The sequence below is a fragment of the uncultured Tissierella sp. genome, assembly GCF_902479755.1.
GTDB classification, from domain to species: domain Bacteria; phylum Bacillota; class Clostridia; order Tissierellales; family Tissierellaceae; genus Tissierella; species Tissierella carlieri.
In genome coordinates this window covers 106,245-122,280 of record NZ_CABSQO010000006.1, presented here as the reverse complement: position 1 = coordinate 122,280, position 16,036 = coordinate 106,245, and the positions used below count along the sequence as shown (strand labels likewise).

Annotated in this window: 15 protein-coding genes; 1 reads left to right on the top strand and 14 read right to left on the bottom strand. The window is 29.2% G+C overall.

Going from position 1 to position 16,036, the window contains the following annotated elements; all coding sequences use genetic code 11:
* Nucleotides 1-349: 349 nt before the first annotated feature.
* The 10 genes from RDK80_RS05250 to RDK80_RS05205 all read right to left on the bottom strand — a co-directional run bounded on the left by RDK80_RS05250 (nucleotide 350) and on the right by RDK80_RS05205 (nucleotide 9,545).
* On the bottom strand, nucleotides 350-1,381 hold the full coding sequence (locus RDK80_RS05250) for a M42 family metallopeptidase (RefSeq protein WP_308523700.1): 1,032 nt from the start codon (nucleotides 1,379-1,381) through the stop codon (nucleotides 350-352).
* A 113-nt stretch (nucleotides 1,382-1,494) separates the two neighbouring features.
* Nucleotides 1,495-3,057, bottom strand: coding sequence for an ABC transporter ATP-binding protein (locus RDK80_RS05245; RefSeq protein ID WP_308523699.1), 1,563 nt, complete (start codon nucleotides 3,055-3,057; stop codon nucleotides 1,495-1,497).
* On the bottom strand, nucleotides 3,054-3,914 hold the full coding sequence (locus RDK80_RS05240) for a metalloregulator ArsR/SmtB family transcription factor (protein WP_308523698.1): 861 nt from the start codon (nucleotides 3,912-3,914) through the stop codon (nucleotides 3,054-3,056). The genes RDK80_RS05245 and RDK80_RS05240 overlap by 4 nt, the downstream gene beginning before the upstream one ends.
* A 337-nt stretch (nucleotides 3,915-4,251) precedes the next feature.
* Nucleotides 4,252-5,301 (bottom strand): type II CAAX endopeptidase family protein, encoded by a 1,050-nt coding sequence (locus tag RDK80_RS05235; protein WP_308523697.1) that lies wholly within the window; start codon nucleotides 5,299-5,301, stop codon nucleotides 4,252-4,254.
* 154 nt (nucleotides 5,302-5,455) lie between these two features.
* Entirely contained in the window at nucleotides 5,456-6,808 is a 1,353-nt protein-coding gene (locus RDK80_RS05230) for a permease prefix domain 1-containing protein (RefSeq protein ID WP_308523696.1), read from the bottom strand.
* On the bottom strand, nucleotides 6,795-7,142 hold the full coding sequence (locus tag RDK80_RS05225; RefSeq protein WP_094903268.1) for a PadR family transcriptional regulator: 348 nt from the start codon (nucleotides 7,140-7,142) through the stop codon (nucleotides 6,795-6,797). The genes RDK80_RS05230 and RDK80_RS05225 overlap by 14 nt, the downstream gene beginning before the upstream one ends.
* Nucleotides 7,143-7,329: 187 nt before the next feature.
* Nucleotides 7,330-7,500, bottom strand: coding sequence for a hypothetical protein (locus RDK80_RS05220; RefSeq protein ID WP_308523695.1), 171 nt, complete (start codon nucleotides 7,498-7,500; stop codon nucleotides 7,330-7,332).
* A 108-nt stretch (nucleotides 7,501-7,608) separates the two neighbouring features.
* Nucleotides 7,609-8,481 carry a MerR family transcriptional regulator gene (locus tag RDK80_RS05215; RefSeq protein WP_308523694.1) on the bottom strand — a complete coding sequence of 291 codons (873 nt, stop codon included), beginning with the start codon at nucleotides 8,479-8,481 and terminating at the stop codon, nucleotides 7,609-7,611.
* Between the two features lie 95 nt (nucleotides 8,482-8,576).
* Nucleotides 8,577-9,164 carry a YdcF family protein gene (locus tag RDK80_RS05210; RefSeq protein ID WP_308523693.1) on the bottom strand — a complete coding sequence of 196 codons (588 nt, stop codon included), beginning with the start codon at nucleotides 9,162-9,164 and terminating at the stop codon, nucleotides 8,577-8,579.
* A 195-nt stretch (nucleotides 9,165-9,359) separates the two neighbouring features.
* Nucleotides 9,360-9,545, bottom strand: a complete 186-nt coding sequence (locus RDK80_RS05205; protein ID WP_308523692.1) for an alpha/beta-type small acid-soluble spore protein — start codon at nucleotides 9,543-9,545, stop codon at nucleotides 9,360-9,362.
* 169 nt (nucleotides 9,546-9,714) lie between these two features.
* Between RDK80_RS05205 and RDK80_RS05200 the strand changes: the two genes are divergently transcribed.
* The gene (locus RDK80_RS05200) at nucleotides 9,715-10,437 is read left to right on the top strand and encodes a DUF434 domain-containing protein (protein WP_308523691.1); all 723 of its coding nucleotides are present in this window, start codon (nucleotides 9,715-9,717) and stop codon (nucleotides 10,435-10,437) included.
* A 139-nt stretch (nucleotides 10,438-10,576) separates the two neighbouring features.
* Here the strand turns inward: RDK80_RS05200 and RDK80_RS05195 are convergent, their stop codons facing one another.
* From RDK80_RS05195 to RDK80_RS05180, 4 genes are all read right to left on the bottom strand, one after another.
* Entirely contained in the window at nucleotides 10,577-10,846 is a 270-nt protein-coding gene (locus RDK80_RS05195; RefSeq protein WP_094904354.1) for a putative signal transducing protein, read from the bottom strand.
* Nucleotides 10,847-11,200: 354 nt separating this feature from the next.
* Complete coding sequence (locus RDK80_RS05190; RefSeq protein WP_308523690.1) at nucleotides 11,201-12,877, bottom strand: family 10 glycosylhydrolase; 1,677 nt, start codon at nucleotides 12,875-12,877, stop codon at nucleotides 11,201-11,203.
* Nucleotides 12,878-13,045: 168 nt separating this feature from the next.
* Nucleotides 13,046-13,474, bottom strand: a complete 429-nt coding sequence (locus RDK80_RS05185) for a universal stress protein (RefSeq protein WP_308523689.1) — start codon at nucleotides 13,472-13,474, stop codon at nucleotides 13,046-13,048.
* Nucleotides 13,475-13,605: 131 nt separating this feature from the next.
* Nucleotides 13,606-15,951 (bottom strand): EAL domain-containing protein, encoded by a 2,346-nt coding sequence (locus RDK80_RS05180; RefSeq protein ID WP_308523688.1) that lies wholly within the window; start codon nucleotides 15,949-15,951, stop codon nucleotides 13,606-13,608.
* Nucleotides 15,952-16,036: the final 85 nt, after the last annotated feature.

The following is a 16,036-nucleotide window of genomic DNA, read 5'->3' as shown; positions in this document are numbered from 1 at the left end:
TCACCGCTGAAAGCTCTTTGGAACCACCCGCTTAGCGGGTGGTATTCATAAACAACAAAAAAGTTGAGAGCAGAAAACTCTCAACTTAAAATACAAAAATAATCTTCTAATTATCATTAATGATGAAGTTAATGCAACATATTGAATGAGATTTCTCGCTAAATCTGCACAACAAAACTTGCCTCTGCTCAAAGCAAATATAATAGTTGTACTTATTTAATTCATTATTTAGCAAGAAATGTAATCATCGATGCACCCCTTTCATTCTATTATTGATATAGTACCATATTAATACTCCATTGTCTAGGGATAAAACTATTAATGACATACTCCATATGTATTAGGTTTTCTAGATTAAATACTTGATCAATAGATTTGTTGTATTTATTATAGACTTAATATGAGTTCTTTCATAATGATGTGATGCATCTACAGCTGGTCCTAAAGCAGCAAAAATTACGTCTTTCCCCTGTAACATACATTGGCTGGCATCAGAACTATAAAAATTATACACATCAACAACATAATCTATATTATTTTCTTCTGCTATGTCTACAAGTCTATTTCTGAATTCATAATCATATGGACTTTTTTTATCTTTTGCTGCAATACTTACACTGAACTCATTAGATTCTTGCCCCTCGCCTACTATTCCTACATCTATTGCTATCATTTCCTTTGTCTTTTCTGGAATAAAAGAAACTCCATGACCTGCTTCTTCATAATTGCTAATGTAAAAATATGTAGTATGCTTTGGCATTAGAGAGTTTTCTTTGAAATATCTGCATATTTCTAATACTATGCCTATTGCTAACTTATTATCTAAATATCTTGATTTTACAAATCCAGATTCTGTTATTTCAGTTCTAGTATCCATAGCAATATAATCCCCTACTCTAATGCCTAAGTCTAGTACATCTTTTTTTGATTTCACTATTTCGTCTATTCTAACAAACATATTTGTTTGATCTCTAACTACACTTGCTTTCTCTTGTCCGTATATATGCGTAGAGGCCATCTTTGGAATTATAGATCCTCGAATTTTTTTACCTTTTCTTGTTATTATATGGCAATTTTCTCCCTCAACTGCAGACCAGCTGCCACCACCAACTCTAGTATATCTTAACTTACCATCATTAGTTATTTCTTTGACCATTCCACCTAAGGTATCCATATGGGCTGATATCAATACATGATCATCATCATTCTCTCCCTTTAAAGTTGCGATTAAAGCTCCTGTATTAGTCATTTTAATACTTAATCCTAATTCTTCCAAATCCTTTTGAATTTCTAATATAGCTTCCTTTGTATTCCCAGTTGGACTAGGTATATCCAAATATTTTTTCATACTACCTAAAATCTTTTGTACATCAATACTCAATTTAATTCCTCCTCCAATCATAAAGCTAATGCTAACAATTTATGTTAAAAATCTACTTATATCTATTATAGATGGAAAATAATGTGAAGTAAATAGCTGGGAGAATTGATATATCATTGTAAATCAATAACCTTATTACAATATGGAAGATGCATCTTATCGTGAGATATAATGAAAGTAATCTTGTCCTCATTTATTGACATGATAGTCTTATAAATTTCTCCTGCTGTTTCCTTATCAATATTGCTAGTTATTTCATCCAAAACAAATACATCGACCTCATTAAAAATTACTCTACTTAATGCAATCTTCTGCTTCTCTCCACCAGAAAGATTTGCTCCATTTTCTTCAATTACTGTATCTAATGATTTATTAGATAAAATTGACTGTAAAATTGGAAGTTTTATTAATTGGTTAATTTCTTTATCATTATAAGCTCTCCCTAAGAATAAATTATCTCTTAATGTACCTGTCACTATTGGAACTTCCTGAGACATATAGACTAATTGCTTTCTTAAACTCTCATTACTAATATCTCTAATATCTATACTATTAATAAGAACAGTATCAGTTACTCTAAATTTGGGTAATAGTTTCATCAAAGTTGACTTTCCTGTACCTGAATCTCCATTTACTGATACAATATCCCCTTTTTCAAAAATACCTTGAATATTTGATTTTAGGGTTTGATTTCCTATAGACAAGTTCTTAATATTAAATTCTATCTTCTCTATTGAAGATATTATTTTTGTACCACTATTTTCTTGATTTTCATCTAAATATTCTATAAATCGAGAGCTTTCCTTTAAATCTCTTGAAGCTAAATTAGCATTAGTTATTCCATTTATTGCATTAAAATACAATGGTAATATAATGCTAAATAAGACAATAGACAGCGGACTCTCACCATTAACAATTACTCCATAAGCTAACAAAAGAATCATTAAATTTTTCATCAACTCATTAAAAGAACATAGAGTAGCACTTATCCCTTGAGCGAAACTATTGACTTTTGCAATAGAGCTGTAAATTCTTGTAAAAGGTTCCTTCATTGTTTCTAGCAAGGCATCCTTTGTAGCTAGTTGTTTTATATAATCTGTTTCCTTGCATAAATTTAATATATCTTTCCAACCACTAGAAGTTTCTTCTTGCATAACCTTTGATCTCTTCTGCAATTCTTTATTCAATGATCTGTAGCCAAAATAATTAATAGGCAATAGTCCCAGAAGAATAACTGCTAACAGCTGATTGAAAGTAAGTACTAGGACAATAATTGCACAGACAATAATTACATTTACTACCATCTGCACAAATCCATCTGTTAAATAGATATATAAACTATTAACACTAATAGCTATTCTTTCTAGATAATATGTTGGCCCTTTTGTATTAATATCATCATAAGTTAAACCGAAAAATTTCTTAGTTAAACTAGTAGCTTGATGGATATTAAAATTTAATGCAAATTTTTCTCTTAAATAAATCAATATAATTTGGATAATATAAGAAAATACTAATAATATTGCTATGCTCCCTACTTGCCTAATCCCTATATTTATATCTTGATTAATCCATTGATTCAAAAGTATAGGAGTCATCATTATAGCTGTAGAATTTAAGAGTATCAATGACAGTAATAATATAAGAAATGACTTGTGTTGCTTTACTAAATTCATCTTATCCCTCCTAGCATCAACTTGTTTAAGTTAGCAATGAGATTTTCTATTCCAGGATAATATAATTCGTAGGTTACTTTAGTTGTTTCTTCAGTATTTACACAAGTAGAAATAATTCCTGCTAAAACTAGTACCTTTAAATGGTGAGCTATTGTTGGTATTGTTAAGTTTAATAGTGAAGATAATTCAGATGCAGTCTTAGGTTCTTCTATAATTGATTCTACTATTTTAAGCCTTGTATCATCTCCTAATGCTTTAAACTTTTCTAGGCTCGACTTGTGACTATACATGAAGATATCATTTTTTATATTATATTCATGTCCTATTATCAACAAAACACCACGATTTTGTTGATAATGCAATTTCATAGAGTCTTTATCTATTAGACTTACATATGGAATAACCTTTACTTCCGATTGAAAACGAAGATTTACTAATTGATTCATATATTTAGGATTTTTCAATTGCTCTAATATGTTCTTTTCATTATTATGGTAGTTAACCTTCTCTTCATGGTAAATTCTTTTTACCTCCTCTTTTGCTTCTTCTATGGATTCAATTAATTCTTGTTTTTCTTCATCACTCAAATAAAGAAAGTAAATAAGCCTTGCCTTATCCTCTTGTTCTATGTCTAGATTTAAAATTCCAGCTAAGATATCTCCTTCTGCTTGTATATAGCATTCTTCTAAATACTTCTTTCTTTTTTCACTCGAAAAATTTAATTCAATTTCATTAATCCATAGCCACATAATATAGCGTCTTATAATGCTCATAGCTTTATCTTTTTGATTAAAAAACGGGGAACTATTCTTATGACTTTGTTCAATCCAAGAAATAGCTTCATAAATCAATTTCATTTTCAACACCTCACTTCACTATGATATATATCATAGTAAATCATTTTTAATATGATGTCAATATTAGTCATTTCACTTTTCATAAAATTTCCAAATTTTATTATTCAATAATATCAAAATACTAAAATAGTTTAAATTAAAATAAAAAGTACCTATAGATTAAACACTTATTACCAAGTGCCTATCTATAGATACTATTTAACTTCACCATATACTAAACTCAATGGAAATCTAGATTATTTTGCTATTATTTATTGACTAAGTCTAAAAGATAAAGTTTCATCTTGATTAAGAATATAAGTAAAATGTTTATCTAATTTTTTGACTAATCATATCTCTAACTTAATATATCTTTCTTAGTGACCTCAATTCCTTCATCAGTATCTTCCACTGTTTCCACCATATCTATATCTGACTTTCTATACTCTTTAGTTAGTAAGAATGGCATATATACTGTTGAAAAAAGTAATAAATTTACTAAAACTGACTGCCATGTAAATACTATATTGGCTCCGTTAGCACCGTATAATACATAACCGAGATTATTATTCATAAAATGTATCATGGATATAGTCCATATATTTTCAGTCTTCATATATACATATCCAAAGAAAACTGAGTATCCAATACAAACTATTAATTGATTTATGACAGAATAAAGAGATGTTTCTGGGCTATAATAGAACATATTTATTGGTAAATGCCAAATCCCCCAAATTAGTCCTACAACTATTGCTCCCCTTCTTTTTCCTATTCGTTCTTGAATAGCTGGCTGTAAGAAATATCTCCATCCATATTCTTCTCCAAAAAATGCAATATAAGTAAATGGAAAGGAAAGCGGTAGGAGTAACACTTTAATCCAGGTTTCTAAGCTCTTAAATGGTGCTATAACGCTATCTACCTCTCCAGCCAGCAGTGACGATATAAATATAGCAGTTAAATATAGAATAACAAATAATAAAATATGGATAGTTGATGACCTTATATTCTTTGTAAACTTTAATCCGAAGTTCTCTATCGTTTCCTTATTATCACTGTTATATGCAATAATTAATAAAAAACTACCTATCATAAGCCATATCTCTAAATGAGCATTTGGGTTTTGATTAAATCCAAATATTTTTACTAAAAGATAAACTATTGATGTGAGTGCGAAAAATAAATATGTTAGAAAAAAATTCTTTGGTAGTTCCTTTCTCCATTTTTTATTCAATAGCAAAGTAACCATAACACCAAGAGCAGGATAATACATCTGCGTGAGAGGGAAAGAATCTACTGAATATGTAGGATATGCTAATCCCATAGCAATCCCCATTATAGCCGTTAATCCAAAAGTAATCCCCAAAAACAAAATAAGATCTCGATTTGAAACATTATATTTTCCCAATTTATCACCCCTATAAATTTATTTTAGAAAATTATTTCTATATTGTATCTTATACCCCAATTGACATTATATTATCAAGCAATACAGTAAACTTATCCAATCACAGCAAATTGTAATTATATTATAAATAGTTTATAGGAGTGATAAACTTTATTTATCTTCTATTAAAATCAATAATTAATTTTCCATCTATAAACTGAAAAATCTTATTTTTATTAGAACTTATATCTAACTTATTATCATTTTTATATAAGATGCCAGATTTATATACTGAGAGCATAATGCCTATTAAAAACATATTTATTATTGTGCCAATCCCACCATAAGAAATTAGAGGCAGTGTTAGTGGTGCAATTAATTGGAAACCTAAATTATTTGCAACGTATACTAAAACCTGCATTGTAAAATTTATTATAACGGAAAACGACACCACTCCTCCTAATACTCCTTTTTGAGTTAAGCTAAATTTAAGAGAGCGAATAATAAAAGCTAAGATAATAAGCATTATTACTATAAACGATATCCAACCTATTTTATCGATTAGGTGGATTAATAAATAGTCCGTATCTATATATTCCAGTTCAATTAAGTTACTCGTATCAATTCCATATCTATTATTTCCTATAAACTGCGCATTTTCGGTTATCTTTTTTACTATATTTTTCATATATCCTCCTACCGTAGGATCAAATGCACCTTTTAGTCTATCTAATTGATAACCATTCATGGATACTAATATAACTATGGATAAGATGACTGTTAATATACAAACAAGTAATAAGGCATTAATCTTTTTTACATTAAACCAACCTTTTATTATCGCAAATATAATCAATATGAAACAGGTTATGAAATATAATGCTAAACTTGATAATCCTGCCTTAAAACAAATAATCCCTGGTATAATGCAATATACTCCACTTAAGATTATTCCCCAATACCCCTTACTCCTCATAGTATATAATATTCCCGTAAGAGCCGTCGGAAATAACAGCATAATAAACTTAACATAGAAATTCTGTCCCCGAATTGTACGACCTAAAATCACAATTCCTATAGTTGTTATAATCAACCCAAAATATATCGTCTTAGGATATTTACCTATAATACTGAAATCTAAGAAATATGCAATAGTCATAAAAGCTACACCTATCAAAGTATATACTATACCATTAATTAATTTCCATGACATCTGATAGTCATACGTAATAAAAGCTCTAATCACTATACCTAGAAGGAGCATTACACTAGTCAATATAATTATTCCCCACTCCGGATTTGGTCTGTAAACGCCATCTAATCCTGTACCTATAGTAACAGGATCCCCCATTTCTAATATTGCCTTAGCAGTTGCTGTTTCATCATCTAATCCATCGTCTAAAAAAGCGTTTTTTTGGTCAATAATGTGATTCTCTATTTCCTCTGAAATAATTCCATGAGCCTTTTTCCACCTTATTTGCTCACAAACTGTTTCTAAATATTCTTTGATTTTATTAGATTGTTCCAAAACTAGCACCTCCTTGTAAGACTTTGTTAATAGCTGAAGCATATGTCTTCCATTCATCTTTCTTTTCTTCAAGCATTTTTCTACCTTTCTTGGTGATACTATAATATTTTCTTATTCTTCCACTATCTGCCTTTTCATCATATGAATTCACCATACCCTCTAGCTCCAAACTATGAAGTAATGGATAAAGTGTACCTGCCTTTAATGAAAATGTATTATCCGATTTCTTAGCCAATTCTTCAATCATTAAATAGCCATACATGTCCTTTTCTTCAAGGAGCTTTAATATTAACATTGTTGTGCTCCCAGTAATTAGATTCTTATTAATAGCCATATCTTCCCTTCCTTTCCATATATAGATAATCTATATATAGTATATATAGATTATCTATATATGTCAATAAAGAAAAAAAGACCTTGAAACTACTATTATAGCTTCTTAGTCCTTTCTCTATTACAAATATCATATTCCATTTCATTTCTCATTGTCTAATTCCTAAGTTCACAATAAATTCTTCTTATTAATTCTCATTTTTACTTTCATCATATATCTCTAGTATTCGATCATAATTCAAACTGTCACCTTTTAATTTATAGTTTTCTATTTTAGCATCCAGACAATATACACCATTTTTATCTACACCATATGATGCAATAGGCTCCCCTTCCTTTAGAAAAACAATATTAATCATTGATCTAATATCCATCCCTATCTTTTAAAATCATATATTCACAAGCTGGCCTTTTCATATTTTAGTTTAATAATATGGTAAAAGTGAGAAGTTTCCCTAAAGCCTAATTTACCATTTCTCTATCTCCGGAATCTTCTGGATTAATTTTTCATTGGCTTCTAGCATCTTTTCATAATATTTATCATATGCTGGACTTAGTTTTCGCATTGCTGGAATAAATATATCATAGTATCCACTCGTTTCTCCAAACTTACGAAATAAATTCATTTGCTGAGTCATCATAGAATCTTGATACTCCTCTGATTTCTTAAACTCTGCATATTCAATTATACTATCTTTGTTGTTTTTCCAGTATGTTTCAAAGTCATCATATACAGCTTGCATATTTTGATTAAGTTTTTCCAGTACCTCGTCTTCTATATCAAGATTAGCTTTATCTAATATAGGTTGGAGCTCTTCCGGTATTTGTATTGATTCAATATTGTCTAAGAAATCAACTATTATACCATACATTCTATTTTGTTCCTCTGTCTTTATAGGTTCATTGAGAAATTGACCAAAATGAATACTAATATAACGACCATAATATCCAGGGAAAGCCATCATCAATTTTTCTTTTATTGTAGTTTGTTGCTCTAGTAAATTAATCCTATCTTGAACCTTATACATATCTTCCTCACGAATTAATTCTTCAATTAATTCTATTCGGGCTAGTTTCGCCTTTGCTTGAATTTGCTTTTCTTGCTTTATCATTATTAGAACAGATTTCTTATCCTTACTTTCCATTACTTCTCTAATCTCATCTGTACTTAAATCAAGCCTTCTTAGCAAAGAAATCATCTTCAATTGTTCAAGGTTATCATCTGTAAACTCCCTATATCCATTTTCTTTTATTATTGGGGAGATCAATCCCTTGTTCTGATAATATTCAATTGCTTTCTTAGTTAATCCTGTTTGTTTGCAAACTTCATTAATTTGCATTATTACCACCTCCTAATTTAAGCTTAATCTATTCCCCAAGGTGGTAGTCAAGTACTTAAGCTAAATAATTTTCGCATCCTAATTACCCATGAATTCTACATTTTATCTAAGAAAAAAGATTTTATTACAGCAAAATATTCTCTAATATAAGATTTGAAGATAATTATGGGTGGTGTTTTGGCAGGCAATCCATAAGGAATTAATCCTAATCTCTTTGCTAATAATTTTGACCTGAAAATATGATACCTATTAGATGCAATTAAAATCTTTATATTTTCTTTATCATCTACTTCCCTTATCTTATCTAAACTTAACCTCAGATTTTGAAAAGTAGATGTAGATTTATCTTCGATAATTATCCTGCTTTTTTCAATACCATTATCTACTAAGTACTTCTCCATAGCATATGCCTCTGCAATATCCTCATTTGAACCTTGTCCACCTGATACCACTACTTTTACCTCTTTATTCTCAAGTAAATATCCTTTAGCTATCTTGAGTCTTTCTAATAAGGCTGGAGAAGGTATATCTCCATAAAGTCTTGCTCCTAGTACGATAACATAATCCACTTTTTCTGTTGATATTCTTTTTCCCTCAATAATAATTAGACTTTCTATTACTAAAAAAGATATTAAAACCATTGTAATAAGAATAACCATTGTTTTAAGCATTATTTTTTTCATAACTTTCTCCTATTTTACAACTTTTTTGTCCTAATAAAATTTTATAATGGATATGTATAAAACTTTATTTTATTATAAGTATTATATCATTAATAATGCTTTATTCCATCTATAGTTCTCTTTCAATTTTAATAATATATAATAGGAATAAAGTATAATTAAAAAGACCATATGTCTATCTATGGTCTATATTTCTTACTCTATTTTCTTATTATCTATAAGCTCTTCTTCTCCCATTCTTATTAATTCTCGTACTACCAAACCAGTATGTTTGGATGCCAAATTTCTAGGATCATCTACTCCAAATTCATTTGCAATCTCCATTTTAAACTTTTCTAAGGCTTCTCTGGCTTCAGGAACAATTAATTTATTTTTTGACATTAAATTCATCTCCTATTAATTAAATTATCACTATATATAGTATTTGTAAGAACCAACAAATTATCCCCATATAAGTTATTCTAATATCTTTTTTATTAATATCTTGACAATAAGTAAATAATATATAAGGAAATCAAATATTTAACCTTAAACTTTAGGAGGAGTGACATTGTCTGTAAAAATAGTAAAAAGAGGATTTGATCCTAACGATCATAAATGGTTTTCAGAGCAATCTTTAATAAAACTTAGTATTGCGCAAGAAGAAATTGAATGGTTGTTAGATAGAAATTATAAATTATCTTCAATATTAGAATTTGTTGGAGGACATTATCAGCTTTCTGCAAGACAAAGAATTGCACTAAAAAGAGCAACTTCAACTGAATTACAATATAAAAAAAGAAAATCAACTATGCTTCCATTGGAAATAGCTAAAAATGGGTGTATGCATATAGATGGATTCAATTTAATTATAACTCTTGAGGTAGCATTATCAGGAAGTCCACTTATATTTGGAAATGATGGTGTTATAAGAGATTTAGCAGGCTTAAGGGGTACTTATAAACCTATAGATAAAACTGACATAGCTTTACAACTTATTGGAAATAAATTAAATCAGCTTGAAGTTCCTAAGGTAATTTTTTTCCTTGACTCACCAGTCTCTAATTCTGGGATATTAAAAAGTAAAATTACTAATCTTGAAGATACATGGAAAATCCCTTTAAAGGTAGAACTAGTATCGAATCCTGATAGTATACTTTCTAAAATGGAAAGAGTAGTAACTTCAGATTCTATAATACTTGACGAATGCAAAAGTTGGTTTAATTTATCTAGAAAAATTATTGAAGAAAATATAAATAATCCTTGGATTATAAGCTTTAAGAATATGCACTAATCTTCTTAATGTATTTTTAGATTTTTACCTCGCTTATATTTCTTCAATAATTTCACAAGCCTATTTTTTCCATCCTTTAAAAACCATATAAAAATCTATATGGCTTTTAAATAAGTTTATTTTTAGTAGTTGAATTTTACTATTGTAGCCCAAATTGCTCTAAAATAGCCTTTGCTTTTTCAAATACTGATTTTTCTACTAGTATATCAACTCTTTCATTAGATGTACCACTAATTATTCTCATATAGCCGCCAATTCCATGCTCCTTTACTATATACGGAATCTTATGTTCATCCAATATACCTTTTACCATGTTAAATTCGTATTCATTATTAATAATTTTTAATAGAACTAGTTCAAAGTCATCTGATTTATTTCTCTTTTGAATTTTATTCTTTCTTTTAAACATAAGACTTTCCCCCTATTCGATTTGGTTTAATAAGGCTTCATCTTATTCCCTAATTTAATTATACCCAATAAGTTTCTTTATATCTAATGATTTATCTAATTTCAAAGTATTATTATATCTTTTAAAATTTCTTACTTAGTATAATTTCATTAAGCTCATTTGTTTTATCTCCATCTCTCTGAAATTCTTGAAATAGATTGATGGTCAAATCTCTAAAGAGGGTACTAGTATAGAAGGTATACACTAATCAACAAAGGGAATCGCTTATTAAAGAAGCGATTCCCTTGTCCTATTTATACATTAAAATTAAATTAGATCTTTCCTTATTACTTATTTCTTTATATTTTTAATGGTCTAATCCTGCTCACGAGGTCTACTCTCATTATTTACTTTATCTAAAGCTGTTATTGCATACTTATATCTCATAGACAAATCAACATTTTTGTCTATAAAGACAAAAGCATTATAATTATCTCTATCTACTTTTCTAACAATACTTTTTCCTTCATTACTTCCATCTTCAATTGCTCCTCGATATACTAAATAAGATATAGCATCATTTGTTGGGGAATCTTCCCAAATCAATATATTTCCATAGTTAGTTCCTATTGACCTTAAACTCAATGGAGCTTGTACTTCACTATGACTTGTCTCAGATTTAGTGGGTGATGAAATCTTACTAGTAAAATGCTCCGTCTTGAGAATATTAATAAACTCGTTATTCACTGGATTATTTACATTTTCTAATAAAGATCTATAACTAAAGAATATACTTCCCTTTATCTCATCATATAAACTATTAAACTTAAGCTGATTTGATATTTCCTGAGGATTTTTCCAACTTAAATTCTTATTATTTACATCAGCTTTTCTATAGCTGGCATGACCAATATATAAATTTACTTCTGTTCCATTTGCCACATCAGTCCACCAATCAACTAATTCTCCATAAGGTGCCGCCTTCTCATCAAAGGTCCAATAAATTTGTGGTGCTATATAATCAATCCAATTATTTTTAACCCATTTTCTTGTATCTGCAAATTGATCATCATAAGAAGCTCTAGATGTTCTAGGTGTTAAAGAACCTGTTCCCTCTATACTTCCTTCTGGATGCAGATCTTTATGCCCCCATATACCAAAAGGACTAATACCAAATTGTACACTCTTATTATTGTTATTATTATAAGTCTTAATGGAGTTATGAACAGTTTCTATTAGCTTGTCCACATTGTTTCTTCTCCAATCATCCCTATTTTTAAATCCACTTCCATACTTATTAAATGCGGCTTCTTCCTCCTTTGCATACCAGCTATCTCCACTCTTAAAAGGATAGAAATAATCATCAAAATGAACTGCATCTATATCATAGTTTTCTACTACTTCCATTACACTATCATTAATATATTTAATTACTTCAGGTTCTCCTGGATTTAATTGAAGCTTACCACCAAAATTAAAAACATATTGCGGATTTTGTCTTGCCCAATTATTAGAAGCTAAATCAGACAACTGTTCACTTCCAGTAGTTACTCTATATGGATTAAACCAAGCGTGAAATTCCATTCCACGATTATGAGCTTCTTCAATCATCCACTCTAATGGATCCCATTCAGGACTTAAACCCTGTGTACCAGTTAAATACTCTGACCAAGGATTTATATTTGATTCATAAAATGCATCTAATTTCGGTCTAACTTGAAATATAACTGCATTCATATTTAAGGCTTCTAAATTATCTAAAATCCTTATGTACTCATTCTTATACTCCCATTCAGTCAATCCCTTTTTAGATGGAAAATCTAAGTTATACACCGTGGACACCCATACCCCTCTTAACTGTTCTGTCTGCTCTTTGGCATATACAGGTATCTCTATTGGTTTATTTTTTAAGTAAATTATTTCATTTGAGTTATATTTCTTTAAAAGCTGCATTCCCATACCACTAGAATTTGCATTAACAGAAATAGTGTTTAAAGTCATAGTTAAAACAGTAGCACCTATTGTAATAAATTTAAATATTTTCTTTTTCATCTCCTATCCAACTCCAATCAAATAAATTATGCTGTTTCATAGAATTATATTATAATTCTATGGAGATTTCAAATTACGATTCTGTGACAATTCAATAAAAAAATCTACAACCTAGATTAACTGGGCTGTAGATAAAAATTTTAATTTATTATTTATAAAAAAGTAATTCTATCTCACTATTAATACAGAAATTTTAATATGATTTAGCACCTTATTTGATACACTACCTAGCATCGCTCTTGATAAAGCATTTAATCCTCTGCTTCCCATAACTAATAAATCATATCCTCCCTTTTCCGCCATTTCTATAATTTCACGAGCGGCATCACCACATTTAATAGATGTGCCAACCTTCCCTTCGTATCCTTCAAAAATTTTTAATGCTTCATCTAATAATTTCTTACCATGTTCTAACAATACCTTATTTATTTCAGATTCATATACCCTGTCTATAACATATGGATGGTAATTTCTTAGATCACTAACAACATTTAATATCATTAATTCACTGTTGTTTAATAAAGCAAGTTCTTTTGCTTTCTCTAGCGCCTTTGTTGAGTTTTCAGAGCCATCAATTGCCACTAAGATTTTTTTCATAGTCATACCCTCCTTTTATATTGTTTTATTAAAAGTATATGCTCAAAATTATACAGTCTGCAACTACTTTCATAATACATATACCCTATTCGTTATTATATTAACATAAAGCTAAGAAAAAAATCCTTACTTTAATTAGTAAGAATTTCCTCCTCAAACATCTCTACTATTATATGTGGGTCAACAGGCTTACTGATTAAATATCCTTGAATTTGATCACAGCTCTTTTTCTTTAGATATTCTAACTGTTCCCAAGTTTCTACCCCTTCTGCAATAGTTTTTATCTTTATAGATTTAGCCATATTAATAATAGTCGTTACAATAGTTTTTGCATTTTCATCATTCAACATATCATTAATAAATGAGCGATCTATTTTTAATGTATCAATAGGAAATCGTGTAAAATAAGCTAATGAAGAGTAACCTGTACCAAAATCATCTATAGATATGCGAACTCCCATACTTTTTAATTCTTTCATTTTAAGAAGCTTCTCCTCTACTCTATCCATAGCAATTCTTTCTGTAATTTCCAACTCTAAATATTTAGGTTCTAATTCTGTTTCCTCTAATATTTCCTTCACCATTTCAACAAAATTCGTTTGTTCAAATTGAATAGCTGAAACATTTACCGACACTATAATTGGTGAATAACCTTCTTTTTGCCATTGCTTATTTTGCCTACATGCTTCCTTTAAAACCCATCTGCCTATCTCTATTATTAAACCATTTTGTTCAGCTATTTGTATCAGCACTAAAGGAGAAACTTTACTATATAAGGGATTTGTCCATCTAAGCAATGCCTCTATACCTATGTTTCTGCCTGTAGCCAATTCTCTAATAGGTTGATATACTAATTTAAATTCATTGTTTTCAATTGCATGGTATAAGTCATTCTCTATTTTTTGCTCCTCTTTAATCAGTTCCTCCAACTCAAAATCGTAGAATCTATAATGATTTCCTCCCATCTTTTTAACTATGAGCTTTGCGATAGTTGCTTGATGTATGATTTCTTCTATAGCTATACTGTTATTAGTAGAAACACTAGCCCCAATACTCACCCTCATAACAAATTGATTATCATTGACTTTTACCTCACCACTACATAAATTCCATAACTTCTTTATCCGTTCCTCTATAGTTAATATATCATCCTCGTATAAGAATAAGATAAATTCATCTCCCAGAAATCTAGCTACAATTTCTTCTCCTCTCAAAAAATTCTTAAGCTGTCTTGCAAAATCGCAGAGCACTCCATCTCCAAAATCAAAACCATGAATACTATTTATCCTCTTAAAATCATCGATAGATATTATTACTATGGATGTCACTATTTTTTTGTCAGCTAACTTCTTCATCTTATAAGGAAGTTCCAGAAAGAAACCATTATAATTATAAAGTTCTGTTACCATATCTCTATAAGTTAAATCTTTAATCTTTTCTAGCATTTTATTAAAACTTTTAGCCGCTAAACCTAATTCATTATATATTTTCTCATTTGCCCTTATATTCAGATCACCATTAGCAGCTCTCTCGAATACTTTTTTTAATTCTAGAATTGGTTTTGATAGACTTCTTGAATAGAAGAAACAAAATGCAATCACTAATATTAATCCTATAATAATAGCTGCTAAAATTGTATTCCTCACTCCATTTATTTCTTTGTAAATTGATTTTTCAGAAATAGAAATAAGAAAGGTCCACTCTGGAGATTCTCTAATCTTATTAAAAAACACCAATATATTTTCACCATTCTCATCTATATATTCAATGATACCAGATTCCCCTTCCAGTATTTCATTTATTATATTGCCATCATCTATTATATAATCTTTAATATTTTTCTTTAAAGATGCTTGAGAATCTGGATGTGCTACTAATACACCATCCTTATTTACTATCCAACCATAAGCTTCTCCCTTCAAATTCATTCCTCTTACGACCTCGTTCAAAAACTCGTTATTTATTACTATATTTACTAGCCCAATAACTCGATTTTTTTCATCAGTAACACTATGGGAAATAATTATAATAGGCTTGTCTGATTCATGAACATATGGGCTATAAAATGGCTGAGAGATTATACATTCCTCTTCCTCTACAAAAATCTTTTGATATTGTTCTTGATGTGAGATATCAAATTCATCTAATATTGTTGACCAAGCCCTACCATCTGGATAAGCTATAGTCATATTTCTATATTTATTCTTTAGTACTAAATTAGGCAAATAAGATTTTATCTTTTCCAAGTCCATTGACCTTATTATTGGTGATTTTGATATTATGGTTATCTGCTCAATAAATCCTTTTAACTCCTTAGTTACTTCATCTGATCTAGCATTTACTATTTCACTATACTGAGCTTTAATATGCTTTGGAAGTTCATTTAATTTCAAATCAGAAAAAACAAACAATAATCCAAATAGTATTATTGCCCCTACCATGAGATATATTAGTATTTGATTTCTAATGGATTTCATATCATTATCACCTTTTCTCTATTCAGTGTCAATTTGATATCACGAGTATATATTGGCATAATATTTGAATCAATCTTTTTTAGAC

What these genes read in the sequence shown, in the direction of transcription:
- RDK80_RS05245 (WP_308523699.1), bottom strand. Translation starts at nt 3,057, where the DNA reads ATGAATTTAGTAAAGCAACACAAGTCATTTCTTATATTATTACTGTCA.
- RDK80_RS05240 (WP_308523698.1), bottom strand. Translation starts at nt 3,914, where the DNA reads ATGAAATTGATTTATGAAGCTATTTCTTGGATTGAACAAAGTCATAAG.
- RDK80_RS05225 (WP_094903268.1), bottom strand. Translation starts at nt 7,142, where the DNA reads ATGGCTATTAATAAGAATCTAATTACTGGGAGCACAACAATGTTAATA.
- RDK80_RS05220 (WP_308523695.1), bottom strand. Translation starts at nt 7,500, where the DNA reads ATGATTAATATTGTTTTTCTAAAGGAAGGGGAGCCTATTGCATCATAT.
- RDK80_RS05215 (WP_308523694.1), bottom strand. Translation starts at nt 8,481, where the DNA reads ATGCAAATTAATGAAGTTTGCAAACAAACAGGATTAACTAAGAAAGCA.
- RDK80_RS05210 (WP_308523693.1), bottom strand. Translation starts at nt 9,164, where the DNA reads ATGAAAAAAATAATGCTTAAAACAATGGTTATTCTTATTACAATGGTT.
- RDK80_RS05205 (WP_308523692.1), bottom strand. Translation starts at nt 9,545, where the DNA reads ATGTCAAAAAATAAATTAATTGTTCCTGAAGCCAGAGAAGCCTTAGAA.
- RDK80_RS05195 (WP_094904354.1), bottom strand. Translation starts at nt 10,846, where the DNA reads ATGTTTAAAAGAAAGAATAAAATTCAAAAGAGAAATAAATCAGATGAC.
- RDK80_RS05190 (WP_308523690.1), bottom strand. Translation starts at nt 12,877, where the DNA reads ATGAAAAAGAAAATATTTAAATTTATTACAATAGGTGCTACTGTTTTA.
- RDK80_RS05185 (WP_308523689.1), bottom strand. Translation starts at nt 13,474, where the DNA reads ATGAAAAAAATCTTAGTGGCAATTGATGGCTCTGAAAACTCAACAAAG.
- RDK80_RS05180 (WP_308523688.1), bottom strand. Translation starts at nt 15,951, where the DNA reads ATGAAATCCATTAGAAATCAAATACTAATATATCTCATGGTAGGGGCA.